The following is an 18,691-nucleotide window of genomic DNA, read 5'->3' on the forward strand; positions in this document are numbered from 1 at the left end:
AGTGGCAAAAGTCTGGTAAATTACCAGTAATTTATGAACAATCAGAATAACAAAAACACCAAGAACAATAAGAACGATGATGATAATAATAATAAAAAGTGGAAGTTTGGTGCTGTTTATATAGTTGCGGTATTGGGAGTAATAATGCTGTTTAACTATGCTAAATCATCATTTTATACAAAGGAAGTTACCTACGATGAATTTTTAGCTTTATTGAATAATAAGCAGATAGAAGAAGTAAGCATTGCCAGGGATAAAATAACCATAGATCCTAAAGACGGCACTGTTTATGGAGATAAAATACTATATACTGCTAATATAGGTGACAAAGATCTGGTAACCGGACTAAAAAGCGCCGGAGTAAAGTTTTCAGGCCCGGTAGCATCCAACCCTCTTTTGCTTGAAATTCTCATTACCTGGGTTGGACCGTTATTATTCTTCTTTTTAATAGGAAGATTAATGTTTGGAAGAATGGGAAAGAAGATGGGCGGTGGTGTGATGTCCTTTGGCAAAAACACCGCAAAGCTGTATGCAGAGAATGAAACTGGGATAACCTTTAAAGATGTTGCAGGTCAGGAGGAAGCAAAAGAATCCTTAAAAGAAATTGTTGATTTTCTCCACCAGCCGCAAAAATATACTGAAATAGGGGCTAAGCTTCCAAAAGGAGCTTTGCTAGTGGGACCTCCAGGAACAGGCAAAACCCTCCTTGCCAAGGCAGTAGCCGGAGAAGCACATGTACCCTTCTTTTCACTTTCCGGTTCAGACTTTGTGGAGATGTTCGTTGGAATGGGAGCTGCAAGAGTAAGGGATCTCTTTAAGCAGGCTGAGGAAAAGGCTCCTTGTATAATATTTATAGATGAAATTGATGCTATTGGTAAAAGCAGAGATAATGCTATGGGTTCTAATGATGAAAGAGAACAGACCTTAAATCAGCTTTTAGCAGAAATGGATGGCTTTGACCCTACAAAAGGAGTTGTTATACTGGGAGCTACAAATAGGCCGGAAATACTTGATAAGGCTCTTTTAAGACCAGGAAGATTCGACAGGAGAGTAATTGTAGACAGACCTGATTTAAAAGGCAGAGAGGATGTTCTCAAGGTACATGCAAAGGATGTAAAAATGGAAGAGGACATAGATCTTACTGCTGTGGCAAAAGCTACTCCCGGAGCGGTAGGAGCAGATCTTGCCAATATTGTAAATGAAGCTGCCTTAAGAGCTGTAAAGCAGGGAAGGAAACTTGTAAATCAGGAGGATTTAGAAGAATCTGTAGAGGTCATATTAGCAGGTAAAGAAAAACGTGACAGAATAATGTCAGATAAAGAAAAGAGAATCGTTGCCTTTCATGAAGTTGGTCATGCATTGGTGGCTGCTTTGTTAAAAAACACAGATCCTGTGCATAAGATTACCATAGTTCCAAGGACCATGGGAGCATTAGGATATACTCTTCAGCTTCCTGATGAAGAAAAATATCTGGTTTCTAAGGAAGAAATGATGGATCAGATTACAGTAATGCTTGGAGGAAGGGCTGCTGAAGAAGTTGAGTTTAACAGTATTTCTACAGGGGCATCTAACGATATTGAAAGAGCTACTCAAACTGCTCGAAATATGGTTACTATTTACGGAATGACAGAGGAATTTGATATGATGGCTTTAGAGTCAGTAAGCAACAGATACTTAGATGGAAGACCGGTACAAAACTGCAGTGCTAAAACCTCAGCAAGAATAGATGAAGTCACTCTGGAAATAATAAAAGAATGTCATGATAAAGCAAAACAGCTGCTTAAAGGTAACAGCAATCTGTTAACAACGATATCTGAAAAGCTCTTAGAAAAAGAAACGCTTCTTGGAGATGAGTTTATGAGTATGGTTAATGAAAGCAGTGAGATACCTTCAGAAAGCTCTGATAATACTGGCAAAGCTTTAGAATAATAGAATATGCGAAATTCCCGGCATTGCCGGGAATTTTGTGTGCTTAAAGGAGGCAGCACCTTGGAAGTAGATAAAGAAAAAGCATTAGAAATGGAAAAGGAAAAGATTAAACTTTCAGGAACCATTGATATTATTAATGGGGAGATATTAAATTATCTTAATAAAAGAAAAAGCATAAGTAAATATATAGTTGATTACAGAAAAAAAGTTCTTGAGGAATTTAAAGATGATGAAGATAAAATAGCTGAGTACTTTGATCATGAAAGGTTTGTAAAGGAAGAAGCCTTTACAAACATAGACAGAAGGCTCAAGGAATTAACTCTTTTAAAGGAAAGTCCTTATTTTGGAAAAGTGGATTTTTTAGATAAGGAATATGAAGATAAAGAAGATTTTTATGTTGGCAGATTTGGGGTAACTCCTGAGGGCAGCTATCAGCCTGCGGTAGTGGATTGGAGAGCTCCTATTGCTTCATTGTTTTATAAAGGTACACTAGGAGAATCCAGTTATACTTCACCTCAGGGAAAAATCGATGTTGAAATTTTGGGAAGAAGACAATATGTAATTAAAAAAGCAAAGCTTATAGGCTTGTTTGATTCTGCTGTGGATGTGAAGGATGACATCCTTCAGCTTGTGTTAAGCTCAAACTCCGGAGAAAAGCTTAAGGATATTATAATGACACTCCAGAAGGAGCAGGATGAGATAATAAGACAGCCAAGAGAGGTAACTGTGGTGGTAAATGGTGTTGCTGGAAGCGGCAAAACTACAATAGCCCTTCATAGGGTTGCATACCTCCTTTATAATTACAGAGATATACTAAAGGATAAGGTTTTGATAATAGGTCCAAACAAAATATTTATGGAATACATTTCCACGGTACTACCAACCTTGGGGGAAACTGGAGTAAAACAGACCACTTTTATGAATTTTGCCTTAGATATTTTAAATATAGATGATGTGATGTCTTTTGGAGATTATACTGAAAAAATATTAAGTGGTGATAAAGCCTTTATTAAAGAGGAAGAGTATAAAAATAGCAGCAGTTATCTGAATTATTTAGATGAAAAGCTTAAGGACATGGACAGAAGCTATTTTAATATTAATCCTGTGATTTTTAAAGGTGAGGTAATAGTTTCTGAAGAAGAGATAAAGGAGCTTTTCAATAAGCATTATTCATATATGCCTCTTTTTAGAAGAAGCGAAAAGATAAAGAGAATACTTGTAAGCAGGATAAAGGACAAAAGGGATGAGGAATTCAGAAGATTAAAGGCAGAAATAAAAGCTTATAAAGAAAGCCTCAGTGAAGAAAAATTAAAAGAACAGCAAAATAATATTGAGTTTAACAGGAAAATTAAAATAAGGGAACTAATTAGAGAGGTTATGAAATCCCGTGATGAAATAGATTTGTGGATTATCCCGGAAAGTGTGGAAGAAATTTATAATCATATTAATGGCAACAAGCCTCTAACCATTGATGATTTAGCTCCAATTCTTTATAATGATGCTGAAGCTTAAGGGAATAAAGCATAAAGAGCAGATTAAGCATGTGGTAATCGATGAAGCTCAGGATTTAAGCCTACTTCAATTAAAAGTGATAAAGGAAATAACTCAAGCGGTTTCATTAACTATCGTAGGAGATGAAAATCAGAGGATAAGCGGTTTTAACAGAAAGCCTGGAATGTTTAGTATAAAGGATGTTTTTCCAGAGCTAAATGTTCAGAGTTTTACTTTAAATAAAAGCTATAGATCTACTCAGGAAATAATGGAATATGCTAATAATTATCTGAAGGAAGAAAAGATACTCCCTTTAGTGAGAAGCGGTTCAGAGGTAGAAAAGATTCACTTAGAAAAAATTGATGAAATTAGTGAATTGGTTGCGGAAAAGGTTGAAAGCTTCAGGACGCTAGGTTTGGATAATATAGCAATAATAACTCCAACGCTAAACGAACTGGAGAAATATGAAGCTTTAATAAAAGCTAAAACCTATGTGTCCTCCATTAAAACTGAAGACATGTTATACAGCGGAGGTACGGTTTTAATACCTTCTTATTTAGCTAAAGGTCTTGAGTTTGACGGAGTAATAGTAATTAATAAGTCAGAAAGCAGTACCAATGACTTCATTAAGTATGTTATGTGCACAAGAGCACTGCATTCACTTGTTGAAATAGAATTATAGGACTTTAATATCCATTTAAAGTCCTTTCCATACTAAATTTTATAAACACGGGGGAAATATGAAGACGTTTTTAAAAAATGCTTTTAAGAAGCTTAGGTATAAGGATTATTTTTGGTTTTTAAGTTTTTTAATAATTTTAACTAAATCCAATCTATTTTTAGCTATATTCAGAACTCCAAATTCAGCATACCTTGATTTTTCTACTATGTATTTTGGAGTGCCTCCCATTGGAACTCATATATTTTTCTCAATGCTTTTTATAGCACCTGTTTTGCTGTTTAAAGGCAGAGGGAAACTGTATTCCGCACTGGCTTTAAACGTAATTTTGAGTATAATGCTTGTATTAAACCTATGGTACTATAGAGCTTATCAGGGGTTTTATTCCATAAGGCACATTATGCATCCGGAACTCTTTAACCCATTAGCCAGGAGCATAGTTAACTTTAAAATTATAGATATTATATTTTTTATAGATATTATAATATTAACTGTACATATATTCAGAAACAAAGATATTTATAAAAATATTAAAAGAAATGCTGGTGGATTTGTTATAGTCACCGCTTTAGGGTGCGGATGGATATTCTTTGATCACTTAATGATAGATGTATGGGAAAAAGGAATGCCTGGACAAATGGTTTTTAGAAATTCCTGGGCGCCTTTTCAAACTATGTCTAACCTATCTCCTATAGGATATTGGACTTATGATATCTACAGAACCTTAAATGAAGGAAGGGACTATAAACTATCCTCTCAGGAAGAAGAAAAAATATCAAACTGGCTTAAATGGAAAAAAGAAAATATCTCGGACAATAATTATAAGGCTATTCTTAAAGGAAAAAACATCATTGCGCTACAGATAGAATCCTTGGAGAATTTTGTTATAAACTCTAAGGTGCATAATCAGGAAGTAACTCCTAACCTTAACAGGATGCTTTCAAACAGCTTATACTTCAATAATTTATATGAGCAGAACAGCGGAGGAACTAGCTCTGATGCTGATTTAATGTTTAATACGGGACTGCTTCCTACAAAAGAAGGAGCTGTAGTATTTAGATATCCTTCCAGGGAGGTGGAAACACTTCCAAAGCTTCTTCAGGGAAAAGGATATAAAACCATATCTGCAAAGGCAGAAAAGCCAGGAAGCTGGAACTGGGTAGAAATGCACAAGGGAACCTATAAATTTCAGGAGGTTTGGGACATTAACAGCTTTAAAATAGATGAGATAATAGGATTGGGACTTTCTGACGGTTCTGCATTATCCCAGATAGAAGAGAAAATAAAAGATATAAAGAAACCTTATTATCTTAATTATTCAACTTTAAGTACCCACGGACCTTTTGAAATACCGGAAGAAAAGAAATACTTAAAGCTTCCTGAAAATCTGGATAAGAATATTTTGGGAGCCTATTTTCAAAGTTTAAGATATATGGATGAAGAGGTAGGAAGATTTATCAAAAAACTAGAGGAAAGCGGAGATTTAAAGGATACAGTAATAGTTATATATGGAGATCACGGAGGCGTTCATAAGTTTTACAGTGAAGAGATGGCTGATGCAGAGCTTTCTGGAGATTGGTGGAAAAAATACGATGAAAAGATCCCTTTTATAATTTATAATCCAGATATTAAAGGGGAAGTAATTGAAACCGTTGGGGGAACTGCAGATATGTTCTCTACCACTGCATATTTAATTGGAATAGAGGAAGATAAGTTTATAGATAAATCTTATGGAAGAATACTGGTTAAAACCAATAGAAATTTCGCTCTTCTAGAAGACGGCAGAATTATGGGAGAGGCGGGAGTTAATGATAAGCCTTATGTTTCAGAAGCAAGGGACATAAGTGACATGATAATAAGAAGTAATTATTTTAAAAGCCGCTGAAAAAAGCAGTCTTGAGATATAAAAATCGTCTCAAGGCTGCTTTTTTGAAGTGTTATTTTAGTGATTCATTATGAAGTTTTATATTCAATGTGAAGCTTTAAAAGCTTCTGAAGAAGAGTTTTTTCCAGCTCATTTAATTTTCCGTAATCCATGGACTTCATATAATATTTTTCAAGTTCATCATGCAGAGCTTTATTATCTTTTAATATGGTTAATGCCTTATCTGTCATGGAATAAAATAATGACTTATTATATTCTATTTCCTTTGAAAAGCTATCTATATAAGCTTTATGGCAGAAGTCCTCCATGTAAATTTGAGTTCCTTCAAACTGTTTTTTATTTATTTCATTAGAAGTTATAACTGCTGTAGATAATTCAGGAATAAGAATATGCTCTATTCTTTCAGGAATAAAAGGATCATGGTATACTTCCACAAACATTCCTCTTTTTAGGCATTCCTGTATTAAATACTTTAAAACTTCTGACTTACCGCTTCCTGGACTTCCGTTTAATACATATATATTTTTATAGTCTTCTGTGAGATTTTCGATAAAGGTTATTATACCCTGAGGAGTAATTCCTGTTGCAAAAAGGTGCCTATCTCTTCCTAAGATACTTACAGGAATAGTACCCAGTATATTTTCTTTAAGCTCTTCTTTGAAAGCTAAGAGTTTATTATTATCAAGAGCTTCAGCATTTATTGAGCTCCAATCCTCATGGATAAGTTTAGCAGCGCCAAGATATCTATAAATCATTTTATAATTTTTGGAAAGGGTATTATTTATTTGAATTATTTCTTTTCTGTTTTCCTTAAGACCTTCTTCATTCCAGCAAATACCAAGATTTATAATTTCATCTACAGCCCCAGGTGCTACAGGATCTGTTACATGAGGTGCAGTTCCATCTAAAACTGCGGCATTGAGACCTTTTATAACTACCGCATCCAAAGAGTGGTAATCTGAAGAGCAATGATGCTGCTCTACAGTATATCCTTCTTCATAAAAATGGGCTGCGATATTTTTCATAAGAGATGATTTTCCTGTACCGGGGCCGCCCTTTAAACAAATTATTCTTCTGGCGTCTTCCTGTGGAAGTATATATCCAAAAAAGGAATGAAATCCCTTTGAAGTATTGCCGCCGGGAAACATGTGTCTGTTATAGTTTTTCATAATATCTCTCCTTCAAGTATTTCATAATATAGTATGCATAGTATGAAATTATAGTTACCTATTATAAAATACTTAAGGATATATAGAAAAAGCTACATAAAGTCAGGGTCTATGGTTATTATGCAGTTATATTGAGGATGTATATCTTTAATGTCAGAAGTGATTTTCTCTTTAAGCTCCTCCTCGGACATTATTTTTTTTAAAGCATTGTAATCAACCACAACATCAAAAATAAGATTTTTCTTCTCTTTTTCACCAACGATTCTAAAGTCATGCATTGATTTTATAAGCGGATTATATTTTATTATTTTTTCCACCTCTGCTTTGGCCTCCAGTATTTCCTCACTGTCATTGGATATAGGGTCCATGTGAATAACTAAATACATATTTAATTTTTCAGATATTTCCCTTTCGGCTTTATCGATTATATCGTGTATTTCCATTATATTAATATCACAAGGGATTTCTGCATGTATTGATGCCATACACCTTCCAGGACCATAATTGTGGATAATTAAATCATGAACACCAGTTATATGTGGATAACTCACTACAAGTTCATTTATGGTTTTGACAAGCTTAGGATCCGGAGCTTCCCCCAAAAGCGGACTGATAGTTTCTTTTATCAAAGTATATCCGGACCATAAAATAGCTAAGGCTACAAGAATTCCTATATACCCGTCTAAAGGAAAAGCTGTTGCTTTAGATAATAATAGGGATAAGGCTACAGTACTTGAGGTTACTACATCTCCAAGAGCATCGAAGGAGGCCGCTTTTAGGGCTGAGGAATCTATAGCCTTTCCCATATATCCGTTGAATCTGCTGAGCCAGATCTTTAATATCACAGATATTAATATAAGTATAAAGGGTAGAAGCTGAAAAACCACAGGAGATGGATTAATAATCCTGTCAAAGGAGGTTTTTATAAACTGAAAACCAACCAGCATAACCATAAATGCAACTATAAGAGCAGAGATATATTCAATTCTTCCATGGCCAAAAGGATGTTCTGCGTCTGCAGGACGGCTTGAAAGCTTAAAACCTAAAATTGTTATTATTGACGAAGCAGCATCTGAAAGATTGTTAAAGGCATCTGCTGTAACAGCTATACTTCCCACAATCAGTCCTGATGCAAGCTTAACTGCAAATAATATAAAATTAATTATTATTCCAATTATACCTGCAAGAAAGCCGTAAGAATTTCTGACATTTTCAGAAGAGGTATTGTCATAATCTTTTACGAACTTTTTTACCAGCAATTTAGATAGCATAAGTAACACTCCATTTCAATTTAAAGGGTATGATAAAAAACATTAAGCCTATTATAGCATAAGTATTTTATTTTTTTAATTTATTTACTCTTAATGTAAAAGTAAATTTAATTATTAAATCTTAATATATGGTAAAGCTGACATAATAAATGTTACAATATAGATATATTTTCTTAAAAGGAGGCATTAAAATGCAGAGAGAATTGGCATCGGAGCTTTTAGACTTTATTTATAAGTCACCTTCAGCTTTTCATGCTGTTAAAACCGTTAAAGATATATTGCTATCCAATAACTATACAGAACTTAAGGAAGAGGAAAAATGGAACTTGGAGCCTAATAAAAGCTATTATGTAACAAGGAACGGCACAGCCTTAATAGCATTTAAAACAGGTAGGGAAAAGCCGCAGGAGAAAGGGTTTAAACTCATAGGGGCACATACTGATTCACCGGGTTTCAGAATAAAGCCTAATCCGGAAATAGTATCGGAGGGTACTTATTTAAAGCTTAATACAGAGGTATACGGAGGACCTATATTATCAACCTGGATGGATAGACCTTTGGGTATTGCCGGAAGGGTTACCTTAAAAGGAGAAAATCCATTATATCCTGTGAATAAGCTTATAAACATAGCAAGACCTTTAGTTATAATACCTAATCTAGCTATTCATATGAATAGAGAAGTAAGTAAGGGAGTAGAGCTTAACAGACAAAAGGATACTCTTCCTTTGATTTCTTTAATAAATGACAGCTTAGAAAAAAATAATTATCTTTTAAATATTTTATCTCGTGAACTTGAAATCAATTCTGATGAAATTATAGATTTTGATTTGTTTTTATACGAATTTCAAAAAGGATGCTTTGTTGGAGAGAATGAGGAATTTATATCCAGCTCCAGACTCGATGATCTTTCCATGGTACACGCAGGTATAAAGGCTTTAATAAATTCTAAAGATACAGAAGGAACTCAGGTTATGGTCTGCTTCGATAACGAAGAAGTGGGAAGCTCAACAAAGCAGGGAGCCGATTCTCAGTTATTAGCCAATATTCTTGAAAGGATAGTAATAAGTTTCGGGGGAGGGAGAGAGGATTTCTTCAGAGCTCTTTCAAGATCCTTTATGATATCAGCTGATCTTGCACATGCTGTACATCCGAACTCCGGGGATAAACATGATCCTACTAACAGACCGGTTATAAATAAAGGTCCTGTTATCAAAGTAAGCGCTAATCAAAAATACACTACAGACAGTGATTCATCAGCGGTATATGAGTTAATATGCAAAAATGCCGGCATACCTGTTCAGAAATTTGTAAACAGATCTGACATGGCTGGCGGATCAACCATAGGACCTATTTCATCGACTCATTTAGATATTAGATCTGTAGATATGGGAACACCAATTTTTGCAATGCATTCCGTAAGAGAGTTAGGCGGAATAATGGACCATTATTATGTACTAAAGTCTTTTGAAGAGTTTTATAACCTTTAAAATATAATATATGTTTATCTGACTGCCATATAGTGATGATAGAAATTCACTTTATGGCAGCTTTTTAATATTAAGGAATAATTAGTTTAAAAGTATAACTTTAACCTGCTCAGGGGAAACTAATCTGGAAATTTTTTAATAGGAATTATATTAAGGGAGACTGAGCAATATGGTTAAAAGTAACAGTAGAAATAAAAAGAGCATTCTCATTAATATGGAAAATAATTATCATACAATAGTTAAAGCATATGAATATATAAATGGCCTGGCAGAAGGGAAAATCGAAATAATAAATGCTTGTCAGTGGCTTTTAGACAATATTTATTTAATAGAAAAGGAATACAGATTTGTAAAAAAGAATCTTCCTTTAAAGTACTATTCCAATCTTCCCTGGAGATATGAAAGCTGTATATCTGCACCGGAGATTTATTTTATCTGTGCTGATTTTATTAAAAAAAGCCAGGGGGAGGTAGAGGAATCCAGTATCAGGGAGTATATTTCTGACTTAAAGGATAGATACTGCTTTAGCATGGGAGAGCTGTGGGCGGTTCCTCTCATGCTTAAGGTTATTTTATTGGAGTACATAGCTGAGTTAACACAGGAGATTACAGAAATTCAAGAAGATAAAATAACCGCAGATAATTTTTGTGAGGATATTATAGGTACATATGTACAAGGTAATTTGCAAGAAAAGACTAAGGGGTTAATGAAGGAAATACAAAGGGTGAGCACCTCATTTGCAGAAAGGACAATAAGGATATTAAGAGATAATTCACTTGAGATAAAAGAAATAATAAAATGGATTGAAGGAGCACTTCCAGAAGAAATAAAGGGCATAGAAGAATGTATAAAAAAGCAGCATTCCGTTGAAAGAAGCCTTGAGAGGAAGCTTGGAAACAGCATAACCGCACTAAGAAACATAGATAGTATAGACTGGAAGAAATTTTTTGAGGAGGTAAGCGAAGTAGAAAAAATATTATCTCAGGATCCTTCTTCAGTTTATAAAGAAATGGACTTTGAAACCAGAGATTACTACAGGCATTGTTTGGAAACTTCAGCAAGGTTATCAAAGGTAGCGGAAAAGTCGGCAGCGGAAGAAGCGCTGAAGCTGGCTCAGGAAGCCTTTATAAAGGATGAAGAATTTTATAGAAAGCATATAGGATATTACATAGTAGATATAGGAAGAGAGGAATTATATAAAAGATTAAACCCTAAAGAAAAAGGTAAACAGACTCTTGAAGACAGATTCAAGAGACATCCTTATTTTTATTATTTCGGAATATTGTCTGTAAGTTTTTTAGTTTTGGAAATTATACTTTTAAGTATTTATTTTAAAAGATTAGGGTATTTTTCTATAAGTAAGCTCATTATATCTATTGCAGTTACAACTATACCCCTATTAGAAGTGATTATCTCCATATTAAACTGGAGCTTCCTCCATATTATTAAGCCCAGCAGGATACCAAAACTTGATTTACAGGGTAAGCTACATAAGGGAATAAGTACCATGGTGGTTATACCGGTTCTTATTTCTAACAAGCACAGAGTGAAGGAGCTTATAGAGGATTTAGAGGTTTATTATCTGGCAAATAAAAGTGAAAATTTGTATTTTACCCTCCTTGCGGATTATAAAGATTTTATTTCACACTGCTGTGATGAGGATAAAAAAATAACTTTAGAAGCTCTAAAAGAAATAAAATTATTAAATAATAAGTACTGCAAAAAAGGAGAAGAAAAATTCTTCTTTTTAAGCAGGAATAGAAAATACAACGAAAGCATGGGACTTTATCTGGGTTGGGAAAGAAAAAGAGGAAAGCTCATGGAATTTATGGAGCTTTTAAGGGGAAAGGAAAAAAACAGCTTTAATGTAATCAGCAGTGACATAACCAAAATAAATAAAATAAAGTATTTGATAACTTTAGATGCAGATACAATGCTTCCAAGAAACTGCGTTTTTAAGCTGGTTGGGGCTATGGAGCATCCTTTAAACAGACCGGTAATGGATGGTTTTAAGGATGCTATATCCAGAGGATACGGAATTATGCAGCCTAGAATATCAGTAAGCATAGAAGCCTGGAAAAAGAGCAGGTTTTCTATGATATTTTCCGGAGAAATCGGTTTGGACACTTATACCACCGCGGTTTCTGATATTTATCAGGATTTATTTCAAAGAGGAATCTTTACAGGAAAAGGTATTATAAATATAGATACCTTTTATGAGATATTAAAGGATAAAATTCCTGAAAATACCGTTCTCAGTCATGATCTTCTTGAAGGAGGATATGCTGGGGCTGCTTTAGTATCGGATATAGAATTTATAGACGGATATCCGAGCACATATAAATCCAGCTGCCTAAGGCTTCATAGATGGGTGAGAGGAGATTGGCAACTAATTCCATGGTTATGGAGCCGTGGGCTCAGTGCTCTCTGTAAGTGGCAGATAACAGACAATTTAAGAAGAAGCCTTTTGGCACCGTCTATAATAATATTAATTTTATCCCATTTTTTATTTCTTCCTCAGGGTGAATTGTATCTTATCATAGCTTTACTGTCAGTAGGGACGCCATTATTATTCCATATGTCAGAAAGGATAATTACCTCAAAAAAAGATATAAATCTTAAGGGAAGGTTTTCCGATTCCAAAGATATATGGCAGCAGGTATTTTTTATTATTTCCTTCATCCCTCATCAAAGTATTTTAATGATAGATGCAGTTATAAGGAGCTTATATAGGGTGTTTATAAGTAGAAGAAAACTTCTTCAATGGCAGACTGCCGAAGAGGCAGAGACTTCGGTGAAAAACAGCCTCATAAGCTATATTAAAACCATGTGGGGAGCATCCATAATAGCTTTGATAGTGTTAATGCTTAGTATGAGGTATGGAAGAAGTACTGCGTGGTTTATAATGCCGGTATGTATTTTATGGTTTTTATCACCCTTAAGTGCTTATTTAATCAGCATAGAATTAAAAGAGAAAAAAGAGGAGATATCCTCTGAGGATGAAAAGTTTTTAAGGGAAATAAGCCGCAAGACTTATGCCTATTATGAAGATTTTATAACGGAGGAAGAAAATTATTTAGCTCCGGATAACTATCAGGAAGAACCTTATAAGGGGACTGCGCACAGAACCTCCCCTACAAATATAGGTATGGGGTTAATAAGCAGTATTGCTGCTTATGACCTAGGATATATAGGTATAGGTTCAGTTATAGAAAAAACCGGAAGGATAATTGAAAGCATAAAGAGCCTTGATAAATTCCACGGGCATTTGTATAACTGGTACGATACTAAAACCATGAAACCGCTGTGGCCAAAATATATTTCCACAGTAGACAGCGGTAATCTGGTGGGATATTACTACGTGGTAATTGAAGCTTTAAAAGAGTATAAGAAAAGCACTATAGTGACAAACAATTATGTTAAAGGTTTGATTGACACCTTAAGGCTTGCGGAAAAGGAAGAACATAATAAAGAAATGTATAAAGATATAATCATATCCTTATCTGAGAATATATGCGACTTAGAGTCCTACAATAAGCTAATCCGCAAAATATGGAGCAGGGCAGTAAATTATGAAAAAGAAAATATCCATTTAAAGAAAAAGTATTGGAACTCAAAGGTTAAAAAAGATATTTCAAAAAGAATAAAGGAAATACAAACGTTCTTTCCATGGATGGATTTGGCTGTAAATAAGTTTCAAGAGAATAAAATATATAAAGATTTATTAAGGACAGTTTATTCAACATCTTTTGAAAATCTTGCTGATAAGCTTGAAATTGTAGTTCTGACCTACAGTGACAGCAGCGAAGGAAATGAAGAATTATTAAAGCTTATAATTACAGGAATTGATAATATAAAAAGATATATCAAAAAGTTAGATTCCTTGTGTATATGTATGGAGAGGCTTGCAGAAGAAACTGATTTTAAAGTGCTTTATAATCAGGAAAAAAAATTGTTTTCCATAGGATATGATATGGAAAATCAAAGTTTGGGAGACAGCTGTTATGATTTACTTGCTTCAGAGGCTAGGGCTGCAAGCTTTATAGCTATAGCTAAGGGCGATGTAGGAACTGAACATTGGTTTAGACTGGGAAGAGCAATGACTTCTGTTTATGGGAGAAAAACACTGGTTTCATGGAGTGGTACCATGTTTGAATATTTTATGCCTCTTTTAATAATGAAGCCCTTTCCTAAAACCTTGCTTCAAGAAAGCTATAATTCGATTTTCAATATACAAAAGAAATACTGTGATATAAAAGGAATACCCTATGGAGTTTCAGAATCTGCATACTACTATTTTGATGCTGCTTTAAATTATCAGTATAAGGCTTTTGGAATCCCGGAAGCAGGACTTAAAAGAGGACTGGGAGAGGAAACTGTAGTTTCACCTTATTCCGCTGTTTTAGCTATGGGTGCTTATAAAAATGCAGCTATAAAAGAACTTAGGAATTATGTTCATATTGGGATGCTGGGAAGATACGGATTTTTCGAGGCACTGGATTATACACCCTCCAGAGTACCTAAAGGAAAGAAAAATGTCGCTGTAAAATGCTATATGGTGCATCATCAGGGAATGAGTTTAATGGCCTTTAATAATGCTTTAAATAACAATATTTTTCAGGAGAGATTTCATAGAGTCCCCATGGTAAGAGCAGCAGAGCAGCTACTTCAGGAAAGAGTACCGAAAGCTTTAACTTATTTAAGAAAAGATATAATCGCAGCTCCAAAGCACACCGTTGAAAAGCAAAAAGTAATAGTTAGGGAATATAGAACTCCTCATACTGAGATGCCGGAGATAAACCTGTTATCCAACGGTGAATATAGTATGATGATAACAAACAGCGGAAGCGGTTACAGTAAAGTTAATAAAATGCATGTATACAGATGGAGAGAAGATCCTACCCTGGATTCCACAGGAATGTTCTTTTATGTTAAAAATATAAATTCCAATGAATATTGGAGTGCGGCTTATGAACCCTGTAAAAATTCCGGAGAAAGCTATGAGGTGAAATTTTCTTTAGATAAAGCTCTATTCAAAAGGAAGGATGGAAATATTATAACCAAGATGGAAGCCTCGGTAATTCCGGATATAAATGCAGAGATAAGAAGGCTTACCTTTACTAATAAAAGTTCTCATGAAAGGACTTTGGAAGTAACCAGCTACATGGAAATAACACTGTGCGAGTATAATTCTGACTTAGTACATCCAGCCTTCAGTAATTTATTTATAACTACTGAGTATGATGAAGAAAATAAGTGTCTCTTAGCCAGCCGAAGGCCCAGAGCAAAAGCACAGAAAAAGCCATATGCAATGCATTTTATTTTGGAAAATGAAAATGAAGCCCCCCTTGAATATGAAACCTCAAGGGCTAACTTTATAGGAAGAAACAGGGATAAAAGTAATCCTTCCAGCATGGATAACGATGCACCTCTTCATAACAATTTTGGAATAGTACTGGATCCAATATTTAGTTTAAGAAGGAGGCTGAAGCTTAGACCTGGTGAAAGCAGAAGCATTAGCTTTATCACCGGAACTTCAGATTCTAAGAAAGAAGCTTTGAATATTGTATCTAAGGTTAGAGATATAAAGGTGTCGGATAAAATTTTTGAGGAATGCTATAGAGCCTCACAGATGGATATAAAGTATTTAGGAATAATGCCTTCTCAAGGAATTTTTTATCAAAAGGCTGCTTCCAGGATAGTCTATGGCTTTCCGGATAAGTATAAAGAAATTACTTTAAGAAATATATCCATGCATCAAAAGGATTTATGGCCTTACGGTATATCAGGAGATCTTCCTATTATACTTTTTATTGCCAGAGAAGATAAGGATATTGATATCATAAGGCAGCTTCTTAATATGTACAGATATTGGAAAGAAAAAGGTATAGAGGCAGATTTAATTATATATAACAAAAAGGATAATTCCTATGACGACCCTTTAAAATCTCAGATTTTACAGTTATTAAACTCTATAAATTATAAGGATGAAAATTCTAACAGAGGTAAGGTGAATCCTCACAGCAGAGCTACTATGGGGGGCGATATGCTTAATTTTATCCAAGGAATTGCCCGTATATTTATGGATTCCTTAAGAGGCGACATAGCAGAACAGTTAGAAGATGCTTATAGCAATGAGGATATATATTCTTCTGTAAAGGAGGAGGCTTTAGATGAAAGGTATATTAAAAATATTAATGAAGCATCTGTTAGTTTAACTGATGATAATAAAAAAACCCAGGCTTTTTATAAGGATTTAAAATATAGTTATGAACTGGCTGAAGAAATATCCTTTTCTCATATTCCAAAGGCTTCGGGGAACAGCAGTGAAAATACCATGGATTTATCAAAAGGACTTGAATATTATAACGGATATGGTGGATTTAATCCAGAGGATAACAGCTATGTAATAATTCTGGATAAGGACAAAACCACACCTGCACCCTGGATTAACGTTATATCAAATGGAAGCTTTGGATTTCACATATCTGAATGCGGGAGCAGTTATACCTGGGCTTTAAATTCAAGAGAAAACAAGATAACTCCATGGAATAACGATGCTGTAAGGGATATATCAGGAGAGGCTTTATACATAAGAGATGAAATCACCGGTGAGTTTTGGTCTTTAAGCAGTAAACCGATAAGAGAGGATAGTCCTTATATAATAAAGCACAGTTATGGGTACAGCACCTTTACTCATAATTCTCATGAAATACAAGGGGAAATGACTTGTTTTGTACCTCTGCACAAAACATTAAAAATTATAAAGGTAAAACTTAAAAATACATCTAATAAGCATAGAAACCTAAGTGTATTTTATTATGCTCAGCTTGTACTTGGAGTTTCTCCTGAACAGACCTACCAGTACATAAGCACAGATATCTGCAAATCTCAAGAGTTTATTTATGCCATGAATCCTTACAGCGAACATTTTGGAGTGGAAAAAGCTTTTCTAAAAATAATTGGAGGAGAAGATAGTTATTTTACAGGAAGCAGAAGAGAATTTTTAGGAAGAGGAGGCCATATAAGCTGTCCCCTTGCATTAAAAAAGAAGAATTTATCAAATCACGCATCTTCAGGCGAAGATCCCTGTCTTGCCCAGCAGTGCATCATTAATATAAACCCTGAGGAAGATAAAGAGTTTTATATAATTCTAGGACAGATGAAGAGTGTGGAAGAAATAGAAAAAAATTTGGAGGAGTATAAAGAAAAAGATAACATAGAAAGGGAATTTAATGAGGTTAAAAGCTATTGGAGCGATCTTTTAAATACTATTCAGGTGAGTACTCCGGATAAAACGATGGATATTATCCTTAACGGATGGCTCATTTACCAAAATTTAAGCTGTCGCTACTGGGCAAGAAGTGCTTTTTATCAATCAGGAGGTGCTTATGGATACAGGGATCAGCTTCAGGATTCCTTAGCTCTGGGAATATTAAAGCCTGATTTTACCAAAAAACAAATATTGAGAAGTGCTGAACGGCAGTTTATAGAAGGAGATGTACAGCATTGGTGGCATCCGATAGTAAACAGTGGTATCAGAACGAGATTCAGCGATGATCTATTATGGCTTCCTTATGTCACAGCGGAATACATAAGAAGTACCGGCGACTATGAAATACTTAATGAGGATATAACTTATCTTCAGGATAGACCACTTTCTGAAGGGGAGGATGAAAGATACAGTATAGTGCCTGCTTCTCAGGCAAAGGGAAGCTTGTATGAACACTGCATTAAATCCATTGAAAAGGGGCTTAATTTTGGAGAACATAATATACCTCTAATGGGAAGCGGAGACTGGAATGACGGAATGAGCACCGTAGGGAATAAAGGTAGGGGTGAAAGCATATGGCTTGGTTGGTTTCTATATGATATACTCAATAAGTTTAAAGATATATGCTGCTATATAAAGGATGAAGCCAGAGAAAAGGAATTTATAAGTAAGATGCAGTTTATAAGAGATAATATAGAAAAGCATGGATGGGACGGCGGCTGGTATAGAAGGGCGTACTTTGATGACGGAACACCTCTGGGTTCTGCTGAAAATGAGGAGTGCAGGATTGACTCCATAGCTCAGAGCTGGTCCGCTATCTCCGGCGGAGGTAGGATTACCCGTGTGAAAGAAGCTATGGAAGCAGTAGAAAGGTATTTAGTAAGGGAAGAAAATGAATTAATACTTTTACTTGCTCCGCCTTTTAATAATTCAAATTTAGAACCGGGATATATAAAGGGTTATGTTCCGGGAGTAAGGGAAAACGGTGGCCAGTATACCCATGCTGCTGTGTGGTTCATAATGGCATATACTATGCTGGGAGAAGGTAATAAGGCATGGAAGTATTTTAATATGATCAATCCAGTAAATCACTCAAGAACAGCTCTCGAGGCTAAAAATTATAAAGTGGAGCCTTATGTTATGTCTGCAGATGTATATTTAAAAGAGCCCTTCAGCGGAAGGGGCGGATGGAGCTGGTATACCGGTGCTGCAGGATGGATGTATAGAGTTGGGATAGAAAATATTCTTGGATTTAAGATAAGGGATGGTAAGGGCTTTGAAATAAATCCATGTGTACCGGATTCATGGAGGGAGTATTCAATAACATACAAAACACCTCATGCGGTTTATAATATCAATATATTAAGAAGGGATAAAGCAGAAGTTATAATGAATGGTAAAATACTTGATGATAATTTTATTCCTTTTCAAAATGGTGGAACACACTATATAGAGGTAAGGTTTATATAAAGAGATATGAGGTATAGATATATTTGTAGTCTATACC

General features: G+C 34.8%; 6 protein-coding genes and 1 pseudogene. 5 read left to right on the forward strand and 2 right to left on the reverse strand.

Annotated elements, in window-relative coordinates:
- Window positions 1-33 precede the first annotated feature (33 nt).
- From ftsH to TA89_RS01135, 3 genes and pseudogenes are all read left to right on the forward strand, one after another.
- A complete protein-coding gene (gene ftsH, locus TA89_RS01125; protein WP_052447255.1) occupies window positions 34-1,929 on the forward strand; it encodes an ATP-dependent zinc metalloprotease FtsH in 1,896 nt (631 codons plus the stop codon).
- A gap of 90 nt (window positions 1,930-2,019) precedes the next feature.
- A pseudogene (locus tag TA89_RS01130) lies at window positions 2,020-4,102 on the forward strand (HelD family protein).
- 58 nt (window positions 4,103-4,160) lie between these two features.
- Entirely contained in the window at window positions 4,161-5,984 is a 1,824-nt protein-coding gene (locus TA89_RS01135) for an LTA synthase family protein (protein ID WP_040210200.1), read from the forward strand.
- Between the two features lie 68 nt (window positions 5,985-6,052).
- Here the strand turns inward: TA89_RS01135 and TA89_RS01140 are convergent, their stop codons facing one another.
- A complete protein-coding gene (locus TA89_RS01140; protein ID WP_040210201.1) occupies window positions 6,053-7,153 on the reverse strand; it encodes a PRK06851 family protein in 1,101 nt (366 codons plus the stop codon).
- A 92-nt stretch (window positions 7,154-7,245) separates the two neighbouring features.
- Window positions 7,246-8,424, reverse strand: a complete 1,179-nt coding sequence (locus TA89_RS01145; protein ID WP_040210202.1) for a cation diffusion facilitator family transporter — start codon at window positions 8,422-8,424, stop codon at window positions 7,246-7,248.
- Between the two features lie 191 nt (window positions 8,425-8,615).
- On the opposite strand from TA89_RS01145, the gene TA89_RS01150 reads away from it, so the two are divergent.
- Together TA89_RS01150 and TA89_RS01155 are read left to right on the forward strand one after the other, a co-directional pair.
- Window positions 8,616-9,911 (forward strand): M18 family aminopeptidase, encoded by a 1,296-nt coding sequence (locus tag TA89_RS01150; RefSeq protein WP_040210204.1) that lies wholly within the window; start codon window positions 8,616-8,618, stop codon window positions 9,909-9,911.
- Window positions 9,912-10,080: 169 nt separating this feature from the next.
- On the forward strand, window positions 10,081-18,654 hold the full coding sequence (locus tag TA89_RS01155; RefSeq protein ID WP_052447256.1) for a GH36-type glycosyl hydrolase domain-containing protein: 8,574 nt from the start codon (window positions 10,081-10,083) through the stop codon (window positions 18,652-18,654).
- Window positions 18,655-18,691 lie beyond the last annotated feature (37 nt).

The organism is Clostridium polynesiense, assembly GCF_000820705.1.
Classification (GTDB): Bacteria; Bacillota; Clostridia; order Clostridiales; family Clostridiaceae; genus Clostridium_AA; species Clostridium_AA polynesiense.

What these genes read in the sequence shown, in the direction of transcription:
- ftsH (WP_052447255.1), top strand. Translation starts at nt 34, where the DNA reads ATGAACAATCAGAATAACAAAAACACCAAGAACAATAAGAACGATGAT.
- TA89_RS01135 (WP_040210200.1), top strand. Translation starts at nt 4,161, where the DNA reads ATGAAGACGTTTTTAAAAAATGCTTTTAAGAAGCTTAGGTATAAGGAT.
- TA89_RS01140 (WP_040210201.1), bottom strand. Translation starts at nt 7,153, where the DNA reads ATGAAAAACTATAACAGACACATGTTTCCCGGCGGCAATACTTCAAAG.
- TA89_RS01145 (WP_040210202.1), bottom strand. Translation starts at nt 8,424, where the DNA reads ATGCTATCTAAATTGCTGGTAAAAAAGTTCGTAAAAGATTATGACAAT.
- TA89_RS01150 (WP_040210204.1), top strand. Translation starts at nt 8,616, where the DNA reads ATGCAGAGAGAATTGGCATCGGAGCTTTTAGACTTTATTTATAAGTCA.
- TA89_RS01155 (WP_052447256.1), top strand. Translation starts at nt 10,081, where the DNA reads ATGGTTAAAAGTAACAGTAGAAATAAAAAGAGCATTCTCATTAATATG.